Source organism: Kitasatospora sp. NPDC056181 (assembly GCF_042266225.1).
Lineage (GTDB): Bacteria > Actinomycetota > Actinomycetes > Streptomycetales > Streptomycetaceae > Kitasatospora.
In genome coordinates this window covers 17,813-28,614 of sequence record NZ_JBHJUK010000100.1, presented here as the reverse complement: position 1 = coordinate 28,614, position 10,802 = coordinate 17,813, and the positions used below count along the sequence as shown (strand labels likewise).

Genomic DNA, 10,802 nt, shown 5'->3' with positions numbered 1-10,802 from the left:
GGGCGGGGGGGGGGGGGGGGGGGGGGGGGCGCCGCCGCCCCTGGACCCGGGTCACGCGCCGGAGACCGGGGGAGGGTGAGCGGGTGTCAGTGGCCGGCCGTCGGGGCCGTTTCTCACGAACAGGTGCGAGTTACCGACTATCACGACCTTGACCATGCGCACGGGCTCGTGACGGCCCGAACCCGGACCGCGGCCAGGACGAGACGGGAGCAGCCGCGGGCAACAAGACGGACGGGAGCCGCCCGGACGGCGGCGGGCGACCGGAAGCTGCCGAGACCGGCCGATCAGCAGATGCAACACGGCAGGTGCAACACGCCCAGCCGGGCCCCTCCCAGCCACATAACCCCTGGTCAGACCCACAGCACGGCACCGTGTTGCACCCCCACACCCGCCGCCAGACCACCGAACACCAGGCCGCCGAGCCCCACCACCAGACAAGGCCGGCGGACCGGCGCGGTCCGGTGCAACGCGCCCTCGTACTACACCACGGTGTAGCGCTCAGCCGTGGATCTCCCAGGCCCTCTGCGGGAACCAGTGAGGGAGGTCGTCGAGGGCCTCGGCGGGGAAGAACACCGGCCGGGTGAGCAGACGGTCGTGCGCCCGCTGGACGTTGACCACCACGCCCAGGAGGTCCGATCCGGGCACGCCCAGGCTCATGTACGACACCTCGGCGTCGCGTTCCTCCATCCACTGCCCCACCACGGAGGGAATCCGGCCCACGAGCGCGGTGCCCTCCACGGTGACCTGCGGCCCGCACCGGGCGTCGACCGCGACACCGGACAACCGCTCGTCCCGGTAGTACAGGTGCAGGCCGAACTCCCGGTACCTGCCCTCACAGACCTTCCAGGTGTCGTCTCCCGGCCCGCTGGTCCACGTCCGGTGCTCGGTGTCCCCGGTGAGAGCACACAGGGTGGCCGTCACCTCGTCAGCACTCATCCCGAAACGCAACGGCCCCACAGCCACGAACGACTCCAACACCCACTGCACACGATCCTCGTCCGGCCGAACACGCCACCACTCCTCAAACATGATCAACACCCTGCCCGACACCACCGACACCCGGACACAAGCAGGACACCAGCCAGGCCTGAACCCCGGCCAGCAGGCGAGCCCGGAACGGCGGCGCGGCAGACGAGCAGGCGGGACACAGCGGACGAGCCGGGACGGCCGCGGACGTGCTGCTCGGCGCCACCCACACCGGCACGGCGCTGACTCACTGCCCAGGAGCAACTGCATCGGGAGCGGGGTGCGACTGGAGGCCCGCTGAGCGGCTCGAACGCGGGGACGACAACAGGACGATCGCCGCCGAGACTCGGGGAATCGTGCGATCGGAGGAACGCTGGTGGCAGGGTGCATGCCTCGAGCGCGGCTCGCCCGCCCAGGGCGACGGCGAGGTCGGTGTTCGGTTTGGTGGGGGCCGGGCTTGGCTCTGGTCGCCGTGCCCGCCGGTGGGTGGCTGCCGCCTGGGCCGCGCCCGTCCGGGCTGCGCCTTGTTGCCGTGCTCGCCGTTTGGGGGCGGGGCTGCTGGGCCCCGCCTGCCTGCTTGCCGGGCCGCCGTCCCGCTCCAGGTGGTGCTGCGCTGCCGTCCCGGGTTGCCGGGCGCCGCCGTGGTCGTCCCGCTGTGCTTCCGGCGGCCTGGCTGGGCCGCCGTCCGGGCCGGAGGGCTGGGTGGCCGTCAGGCCGTCCTGCTGTCGTGTGGGGTGCTGTCGCGGGCTGTGACGAGGGCGGATACCCCTCCCCGTGTGTGCGGTCCGGGCGCGACAGGTGGGTGCGACAGGGTGCCGGGGTGGGACCGCAGGCGCCATTTGGACGGTGGCCGCCGCCGGTGCCGCCGCCCGGGGCTGCTGGTGCTGGGCCTGTCTGGGGGTGTCGGGGCCGGCCTTCTCCTGGTGGTGGTCGGGTGGTCGGGTGGTCGGGTGGTCTGGCGGGGGAGGGCGGGGTGCAACACGGTGCCGTGTTGCGGGTCTGTCCAGGCGTTATGTGGCTGGGAGGGGCTCGGCTGGGCCTGTTGCACCTGCTGCTCGGTGCGCCGGCCTCGTGCTCGCTGCCCGCTGTTCCGCTGCTGCGCCCCTGGCCGGCGTCCTGGTCGGCCGCTGGGCCGTCCCGCTGTGCTCGGCCTGGGCCCTGTCCGGCCGCTCGCGGCGCCGGGCATTCCTTCCCAGCCCGCTGCCAGGACGGCTGAGGGCGGGCCCTAGGGTGATCCCATGGACGTGGGGGCGGTACTGATCGCGATGACCGGTGTGGCGGGCACGTTGGGCGCAGCGCTGCTGACCCAGCGCGGCGCGGACCGGGTCAAGAAGCGTGAGCTGGAGATGAGCCACGCCATCCAGGAACGCCGCGAGAACCGCGAACTACGGCGGCGGTGCTACACCGAACTCCATCGGGATGCCCGACAGTTCGCCACGGCTCTGAGCCGTCACCTGTACGTCATGCGGGACCGCGCGCCCGGGGATGAGGACGTCCGGGCGCTGCAAGGGGCGAAGGACGCCCACCGGGACCGCTGGTCCGAGACCCTGATGATCGCCCCCGACACCGTGATCGGCCGGGCTGGCAAACTGAACGACGCACTGACCCGGGTGTACGGGCAGATCAAGCGCATCGAACAGGGGAACCCCAGGCCCGGCGAGACGCTGCGATCGGCCGCCGAGGCGCAACAGGCGCTCTGGCCCCTGATCCGGGCCACCCGGGAGGCGATGCGCGCCGACCTGGGCGTCACGGGCGCCGCGCCCCGGCCCGAGTCGACCTCGGCCGACGACCCGGCCATGATCGGCGACTTCGAGGAGACGGGCGGCGAAACCTCCTAGCCAGTGCCCGCACTGGCCATCCCGGGCCCCGGCTCGGGCCTGTCCTGCCTGCTGTCCCGGCCCGGTGTGCGGTTTGGTTTCGTGGTTCTGTTGATTGTTCTGGGGCCGCCTCTCTTGGATTTATTGGCTGGTCTGGAGCGGCGGTTGCCGTGTCGGTGTCGAGGGCCGTAGGCCCCTTTCTGGCGAGGGGACGCCGGGCAGGCGGGACGCTGCGGCCTGGGCGAGGCCTGGTGGCCTTCGTATGTGCCGCCACCGTGCCGGATGGTGCAACTGGCAGCACACCTGACTCTGGATCAGGCGATCGGGGTTCGAATCCTCGTCCGGCAGCGCAGCATACGGAGAGTTGGCCGAATGGTCAGGCAGCGGCTTGGCTCAGGCCGTCGCCGGGGTCACACCCGCGCGCGTTCGAACTCGCGCACTCTCCGCGCAACACACATCAGTGTCATGGAGGAGCCAGCCGACAGGCGGCGCCGGCCTCGGTCTTGAAAACCGTTGGGGTGCGCGAGCACCCGTGTGGGTTCGACCCCCACCTCCTCCGCCAAGGGCGAGCTGGGCACAGGAGAGCCCAAGGGTCTGTAACACCCCCGCTTCGGCTGTGGCGGTTCGAATCCGCCCTCGCCCACCACCACCGGCCCCAGCACCCCGGCATACGGATCCGGTGCGCCGCTCACCCACGCGGCCGCCGCTTCCCCCGCGTCGGCGGCCAGGGCGCATTGCGGCTGTGCTCCGGCGCGGCAGGTCGGGTGAACTCCGCCAGGAGCGCCTGGCAGGCCTCCCGCGGTGGCGGCCGCCTCGACCGTCGTCCCCGTCTCGCCGCCGCAGCGCAGCGGCGGGCGACGAGGGCGCGCCACGGGGTGCGGGGCGGCTGGTGGGGGTTCTGCCGGGTTTCAGCCCCGACCGCCGCTCACCGTCTCACGAGGCCACCATCCTGCTCGCTGGTCTGCAGGACCCGGAGCACAAGCCACTCGAGACCACCATCATCAACCGCGCTGCCGGCCTCGGGCATCGACACCCCCGACCGCTGCTGACACCGCCCCGGTCTTGAGAGCGGTCAGTCCCACCACAGCATCCAGCTGTCGGCGCCGACGAGGCACTCCGCGTAGGCGGTCAGGGTGCCGGTTCCCTGCAGGATGTTGTCGGGACAGAGCGCCAGGTGCTCGGCGGCGACCAGACGGGCCTGACCGATGCCGGCGGGCGGGGCCGCGATGCTGAGGTGGAGGGTGTCGAAGCCGGCCGCGACGACTCGGGCCCCGAAGCGCTGCTCCCAGCTGCGGAGCACCGCGGCGATCTTGCCGGTGTCGTTCTCGTGGTTGACCGGGCCGCTCCATCCGCACGCGGACAGCGCATCGGCGCCGCTGCCAGCAGGAATCAGTCCGATCCGAAGAGCAGCACGGCCTTGTATCAGCCGGCCGGCGAACGCGCGGGCGTGCTCGTCCGGGTCCGCCACCAGGTCGGGGGAAGGGGCCGGCCCCGGCCAGGTAGAGCCGAACGGGGCCGTGATGGCCCGCCGTTCCTCGGCCTCTTCCGGATCGTCCGTCTGGCACACCGCCACGCCTTCCCACCACTCGCGCAGCAAAGTGGCCGCATCATGCCCGGCGGGGGACGACATCTGCCGCGGGTACAGCTCCTCGGACTGCCAGGGGCGGAAGTCAGGCTCGTCACGCAGGGGAGCGAGGAGCAGCGGCCACAGCCCCGAGCGCTGCCGCTCGCGGTGGAGCCGCTCCCAGAGCCCGGCGGGGGCCGGTCCGCTGCTCATCCACATGACTGGTGTGCGGTCGTCGCCTTCATCGGAACCGAGGAGACGGCCGGCCGGGAGAGGGGCCGCCAGGGCAAGATGGTCGGCGGCCTGGGCCGGGAACAGCTGGCGAAGTTCAGCGGGCAGTGGCTGAGGTGCGGTCATGCGCACACGCTATGGGTGCACGCTGACACCAAGGCGCTCAAACCGATGTCCAGCCGGACACCTCGTGCATCAGAGCCAGGGCGTGAGCCCGCTGTGCCCGCTCCAGCCACAGCAGCGCCGGGTAGTGCTGCGCCCTGTCCACCCGGCCGTCGCCGCGCCCACACGGGCGATCCCCGTTCCTGGCCGAAGTCCTAGGTGGTGGTGGCCGCCCGCCAGCCGGCCTGGCCGACGACGTGAGAGCCGACTGGGCGGACGAGGTGATCGCCGCGAGGCCCGCGTCCCTCGCGGAGGTCACCGCCGGCCTGTGCTGACCCCGACCCTCACCTGGGCACCAGGAGGGGTTCAGGTCTGACCACGCCTCACCGTCACGCTGATCCATGGCGAGCCGACTGGTCACGTCCTGCCCCACTCCGGCCAGGGCCGGCCCGGAGGGCTCGTTCCCCGCCGCCGGGCCGTTGGTGTACGAGGACGCCAGGAGCACCGGCGCACCGTCCCGGGTCGCCAGTCGCCGGGTGACGGTCACCGGCGGCCCGGCGACTCCCCGGCCCGGCATGCACTCGTCGCCGCTGCGCCGGGATCTGGGGCTGGTGGAGTACGCGGTGGACGAAGGGCAGGATCCGCCGCGCATCTATGTCTCCCGGGTCCTGCGGGTGGACTGATCGGTGACGGTCCGGACGGCAGGGGTTTCCACCCTGCAGGGCTGTTGTTCCTGGTGGCGTCCGGCGAAGGCCGGCCGTCCAACCCACGCCCGCAGCCTGGTCGCCACCCAACTCGGCCGGTCTTGGTGGGCTGTCTGGCGTTCAAGAGCCTGCGGGAGCTGAGCCGTTGGTGCTCAGCAAGGTGAGGCCGAGATGGGTCAGCGTATGAAGGGCTGTCCTCCGTTCCCGGGTCAAAGCGGTCAGTCCGGCTTTGCGTAGGGTGGTGGCGTGCTCGCTGGCGCTGGCTGGCGATATGCCGGCCCGCTGCGCCAGCTGGGTCGTCGTGCATGCGGGGTGGTCGGCTATGACGCACAGCACGATCGCTCTGCTGCGGCCGAGGAGTGCGGTCAGAGCCGGCGGCACCGGGGCATCGCCTCGGCGGGTGTCGGCTGGGGGAGCCCACAGGGCAGCCGCATCGACCGGGTTGTGCAGTGCCTGATAGGCCATGACGACCGTGTCGGCCTGAGGGCTGGCGAACAGCTGGGGAACCGGCCCGCAGAACACCGACGGAGCCAGAACGAACGAGCGCCCCGACACGTGGAAGTCGGCTTCCGGGTGGACCAAGGGCCGGTAGCCGGGGATCTCCAGCACCGGCGGGTTCCACACTGCCATCGGGCGCAGGCTGCCCAGCAGTGCCCCCACCCCGCCCTGTGCCATGAGCCGACCACGCCGCGCCACTTCCCCCTGAAGGTGCTGGTCGATACGTGGCCAGTAGGGGGCCACCGCGACGCGATGGCAGTGCTGTAGAGCGACGCCCAGCCGTTGCAGCGCCTGCGGGGCAGCGTCCGTCACCTCGGTCAGCCACGGTGACGGACGCCCAGACGCGCGCGGCTTGACAGAGAACTCCGTGCGCAGCCGCAGGGCCGGTGCACTGATCAGCCGCTCTATCCCCTCATCCACACAGCCCACCGCGCCCACCAGGGTGAACAGATCCACCAATCCCCCGCAGGTGGCTCCGCTGAGGAACCGCGCCGTTTCCCTCCCGTCAGCGCTGATCCGCGGACCGGTCCGCGCACGCCATCCACCGAACAGCACCGCACGGTCGCGCCATTGCACAGTCCGCAAGCCCAGCTGCGTCTCTGAGAGCGGCCCCAACACCATGACCCGTACCTGCGCCCGGTCCTCGGCAGTGAAGTGAATCCGTAGCACGACATCCTCCTCATCCGCGTCTGCGGATGAGCCTTCCGGCCGCACTCGTTTTGAGGGAGGCCGAATCGAGTCGAATCCTGCATCGGTCTGGGCGGACTCTTTCAGCTGTGCCAGAGGCACGAACGAACCAGTCGCGCCCGCCTGGTGGCGGTCGCGCGCTGCCCACCCACGCCCGACGAACGGAAGCGGCCCCGCGGGATGGACTGGTGGGCGGTCATGAAGTCGAGGCCGGCAGTCAGCCCTGGGCCCTGGCCGTTTGCATGGCGGTCAGCCGGCGGACGTAGGAAGCGGCGACGACGGCTGCCGGAACGACCAGTACGTGCAGGGCCAGTACGAGCCAGGCTCCGATCGTGAACTCGTATTGGTACTCGCCGTAGGAGTAGTCGCCGGTCCATGCCTTGATGTCGGTGGTCCGGTAGTCCTTTTCGAGGAATCCGGTCCACTGCCCGAGGAGAACCGGCCAGGTCACGATGGTGACCAGGCAGGTGGCCCACCAGGCCTGAACCAGGCGGACAGGGCCTCTGTCGCATTGCCCGGACGGGCTGGAGGCGTGCCAGACGTCGTTGGCGATCTGCTTGGGAACGAAGAGATTCGCGACGGGGATGAACCATCCAACCACCGCCATGAATGGGCGATACCGTAGCCGGCCCGGGGCGAACTGCTCGGCCACGGCCCTCACACGGGCGAACCATACGAGCCAAGCCGCCACCATCCCAACGCCGACGACGAGCTGGGCAGCCCACAAGGACCGGACGACTGCGCTCCCAGGGCCGGTCCAGGCGTCGATCCACTCCCCGAAGAGACCCTCCCTGCTCCAGTGATTCTGGCCAGTGGCAACGATGATCTGGTGGACGGCAGTGACGACGGAAATCAAGGCGCAGAGAGCGAGGAGCCAGTAGACAGCAGCGCGGCACCCGTCGGCCTGGCCTGTGCGGTCGCGGGCGCGGCGGCGTTCGTCGGCCAGCCTGGACGTCGGTTCCTGCGCCTGCCCGGCATGGTCACGCTGGGCTGGGAGACGTGCCTGGTCGAGGGCCGTGGGCGGGTGCGGCGTTTTGGCCGCAGGCGCGAGCAGACCGCTGCCACCGGCGTCGGCCGGAGTCATCCGGGTGTACGGGTCCTCCTGGTCGAGGAGCTGAACGGCCTCCTGGCCGAGCCGGGCCAGCACCTCCAGCGGCAGCCAGGGACCCAGGGAGCGGTACTGGGTGTCCTGCCGTTCCAGCAGCGCGGCCACAGTGGGCCGGTGCGCCGATTCCTTCGCGAGACATGCCCCGATCAGTTCCCGCAGCGGCTCGGGCACACCGGTGAGATCCGGCGGCTCATGCACCACCTTGTACATCAGGGCGTGCACCTGTCCTCCCGCCGCCTCGAACGGGAGCCGCCCGGAGCTGGCGAATGCGAGGACCGCGCCGAGCGAGAAGACGTCGCTCGCCGCGGTCAGACTCTCACCCCGGATCTGCTCGGGTGACATGAAGCCGGGCGAGCCGACCACCACCCCGGTACTGGTCAGGCCACCGGTGGCGGAGTCCAGAGCACGGGCGATGCCGAAGTCGATCACCTTCGGGCCGTCGATGGTCACCATGACGTTCGACGGCTTCAGGTCACGGTGGACCAGCCCGGCGGCGTGGATGTCACCCAGCGCCCGGCACAGCCCGGAGACCAGACCGCGCACCGAGTGCTCCGGCAGCGGCCCGTGCTGCTCCGCCACCACCTGCTGCAGGGTCGGCCCGGCGACGTAGGTCGTCGCGACCCAGGGCAGTGCCGCGTCCGGGTCGGCGGCCAGTACGGCGGCCGTCCACTCCCCGCCGACCTGCCGGGCCACGGCGGTCTCCTTGGCGAAGCGGCGCCTGAAGTCCGGGGACGCTGCCAGTTCGGCGCGGATGGTTTTCACCGCCACCATCCGACCCCGCGGGGACCGAGCCAGGTAGACCACCCCCATGCCGCCCTCTCCCAGCCGACCAAGAAGCCGGTAGTCAGCAACCCACTCAGGATCCTTCTCCAGCAAAGGCTGCACGGTCGGTAGCTCCCCCCTGGAACATCACTGCGGCGCATCAACAGTAGTGCCGCAGGGCGATACGCGAGCCGTCATCGACACACCGCCGTTGCGACACCAACCGGTGCTGCCAGATCTCACCAATCATTCCCCGCGCGCACGGACGACCAGCGCTCTCCAAACCAGCCGACAAGTGGTCTCGGTACTCACCTATGCAGCCAAACGTCTCGGTGAACGTTCACCACTGGTGGCCTGGACGCGGTGGGGCACATCCTTCCCGTTCGCCCCTCCCGGGGGTGGGTTCCGCGCGTTGCCTCGGGACCGGTTACTCCCGCTGCTCCCGCTGCCCGCAGCCGGTCCGGCTCGGTTCGGGCCCGCCAGGCCCGGCAGATCACCGACGCCGCCCACCGCAGCCTCGCCGGCACTGCCGCCCAGCCCTCTGCACCGCCCTCGACCGCGCCGGGTTAGGCCACCTGGAGGCGGGGCCGTACGCGCGACCTGCGGCTGTGGCCCACCGTCTTCGGAGGGCCGGAGACAGTTTTTCTGGGCGATCAAGTCTGGAAGTGATGGCCGTTGAGCAGGGCGCTGCCGAGGGGGGTGAGCGTGTGCAGAACCGCGCTGCCGCGTCTGGTGGTGGTGATGAGGCCGGCTTTGCGGAGGACGGAGGCCTGCTCGCTCGCGGTGGGCAGTGACGCGCGGAGGCGCTCGGCGAGCTGCCCCGTGGTGCATGCGCCGTCGCCGATGGCATGGAGGGCGCGGGCCCGGGTGCGCCCCAGGAGCGCGGACAAGGCGCGGTCGACCCCGTGGCGGGACGTCGTCAGCAGTGCGGCGGCGTCGGACATGCCGCGCATTACCGGAAGGAAGAGCAGTACCGGTGCCTGATCGTCCACCGGATCGGTGTAGGTGATCGGCCGGGTCTGGCAGAAGGCGGACGGCACCAAGAGCAGGCCCCGGCCCTCCAGGTCGACGGTGCCGGTGAGAGTGCCCCTGCCGATCTCCAGTGTCGGCGGCTTCCAGCGGAACTCGGGTGGCAGTGCGGCGAGCATCGCCTCGGGTCCGTCCTGGGCGAGCCTGAGCGCGTGCGTGGTCTGTTCGGCCCGCAGACGGGGAAGGATCCGCTGCCAGTGGGGGGCCACGGCGACACGGTGGACGTCCTGGAGGAGCGCCAGCAGTTCCTCACGGTCCTTACGGTCGTGCGTGATGTCGCCCCACGCCACACCCGCCCAGGGGCCCGTGCAGCGTGAGTAACGGGCCCGCGCCTCGACGGCCCCATCGAGTTCGGCGCGCAGGCGCTCCGCCGGCGCGGCGCGCAGTGCCTCGATCCCCTCCTCGACGGACGATGCGGCGCCGGTGACGGTGAACAGGTCCAGGACGGTCTCCCGGAAGAGGGACGAGGCCGGATGGACACGGGCGGGAGACTGGGGGTGGACCTTGTGCCGCCAAGCGCCGAACAGTGCGTGGTTGTGCGGTTGCTGCAGGGTCGTCAGCGCGTGCAGCGTCTCGCCGAGCGGGCCCCAGGTCGCCGCTATCCGAGTCCTGGCGAGGTCCTGCGGGGTGAACGTGATGCGTAACACGTGAGGCTTCTCCCGGGTTCTGTTCGGACACCCACCTTTCCGCTGCCCATCGTCTCCGGTCGTGCACAGCTGCTTCAAGTGGGCCTCACCACAGGTGTTTCGGCGACGGCCGAAAGGACTGGGACCGCGCCCACCGGCACCGTCAGGATGGATCCCGAGGGTGACGGGCCGGGGGAGCTGCGAGACACAGGTGGTTTCCCGGGCCGGAAGGTCGCCCGAAATCGAGAACCCATCCATGGAGGCGTTCATGCGTAAACGTGCTGTCCTTACCGGCTTCACCCTGGGAGCTGCAGTGTTGTGCAGCAGCATCGCCACGCCCGCGGCTCAGGCGTCGCCGGCCGCTGGGACGCGGGTGAGTCAGTCGTCTCCGTCAGCTGCGGTCGCCGCCCCGTCCTCCTCTCAGCCGACCGCCACGTCTTACTACCTCACGACGTCCTCGGGCGGCTCCATCAGGAAGGACATGTACGGGAAGTCTGCCGAGGTCGTCTATAGCTTCCCGGGTGAGCACCTCGTCGTGTTCGGGTCAGACCGAAACAGCTACGGGAACCTGTGGTACGCGGTTGAGAGCTCTGGGGGCAAGATGGGGTGGATCTACTGCGGGAACGTGGCGGCCGGCTGCTGGTGACGGCTGGCTGCTGATCCTGCATCGGCCCTATACCGTCGACCGGGGGCACGCCGGAATGTCAG

7 protein-coding genes and 4 tRNA genes are annotated in these 10,802 nt (G+C 70.9%); 6 read left to right on the top strand and 5 right to left on the bottom strand.

Annotated features, from left to right (window positions below):
• Window positions 1–498: 498 nt before the first annotated feature.
• The gene (locus ACFC1F_RS30135) at window positions 499–936 is read right to left on the bottom strand and encodes a hypothetical protein (RefSeq protein WP_376163010.1); all 438 of its coding nucleotides are present in this window, start codon (window positions 934–936) and stop codon (window positions 499–501) included.
• A 1,268-nt stretch (window positions 937–2,204) separates the two neighbouring features.
• On the opposite strand from ACFC1F_RS30135, the gene ACFC1F_RS30130 reads away from it, so the two are divergent.
• The 5 genes from ACFC1F_RS30130 (at window position 2,205) to ACFC1F_RS30110 (ending at window position 3,429) form a co-directional block, all read left to right on the top strand.
• Window positions 2,205–2,804, top strand: a complete 600-nt coding sequence (locus ACFC1F_RS30130) for a hypothetical protein (protein ID WP_376163008.1) — start codon at window positions 2,205–2,207, stop codon at window positions 2,802–2,804.
• A 255-nt stretch (window positions 2,805–3,059) separates the two neighbouring features.
• Window positions 3,060–3,131: transfer RNA gene (locus ACFC1F_RS30125), tRNA-Gln, on the top strand.
• A gap of 10 nt (window positions 3,132–3,141) precedes the next feature.
• Window positions 3,142–3,229: transfer RNA gene (locus ACFC1F_RS30120), tRNA-Ala, on the top strand.
• A gap of 21 nt (window positions 3,230–3,250) precedes the next feature.
• Window positions 3,251–3,345, top strand: a tRNA-Ser gene (locus tag ACFC1F_RS30115).
• A gap of 1 nt (window position 3,346) precedes the next feature.
• Window positions 3,347–3,429: transfer RNA gene (locus tag ACFC1F_RS30110), tRNA-Tyr, on the top strand.
• Window positions 3,430–3,855: 426 nt separating this feature from the next.
• Here the strand turns inward: ACFC1F_RS30110 and ACFC1F_RS30105 are convergent.
• Window positions 3,856–4,704 (bottom strand): DUF4253 domain-containing protein, encoded by an 849-nt coding sequence (locus ACFC1F_RS30105; protein WP_376163006.1) that lies wholly within the window; start codon window positions 4,702–4,704, stop codon window positions 3,856–3,858.
• Between the two features lie 377 nt (window positions 4,705–5,081).
• Here ACFC1F_RS30105 and ACFC1F_RS30100 point away from each other — a divergent pair, with 377 nt between their 5' ends.
• On the top strand, window positions 5,082–5,363 hold the full coding sequence (locus tag ACFC1F_RS30100) for a hypothetical protein (protein WP_376163004.1): 282 nt from the start codon (window positions 5,082–5,084) through the stop codon (window positions 5,361–5,363).
• A 141-nt stretch (window positions 5,364–5,504) separates the two neighbouring features.
• Here the strand turns inward: ACFC1F_RS30100 and ACFC1F_RS30095 are convergent, their stop codons facing one another.
• From ACFC1F_RS30095 to ACFC1F_RS30085, 3 genes are all read right to left on the bottom strand, one after another.
• Window positions 5,505–6,551, bottom strand: coding sequence for a winged helix-turn-helix domain-containing protein (locus ACFC1F_RS30095; RefSeq protein ID WP_376163002.1), 1,047 nt, complete (start codon window positions 6,549–6,551; stop codon window positions 5,505–5,507).
• A gap of 235 nt (window positions 6,552–6,786) precedes the next feature.
• Entirely contained in the window at window positions 6,787–8,553 is a 1,767-nt protein-coding gene (locus tag ACFC1F_RS30090; RefSeq protein WP_376163000.1) for a protein kinase, read from the bottom strand.
• Between the two features lie 539 nt (window positions 8,554–9,092).
• Window positions 9,093–10,115: an ArsR family transcriptional regulator gene (locus tag ACFC1F_RS30085; protein WP_376162998.1), complete on the bottom strand. Its 1,023-nt coding sequence runs from the start codon at window positions 10,113–10,115 to the stop codon at window positions 9,093–9,095.
• Window positions 10,116–10,802 lie beyond the last annotated feature (687 nt).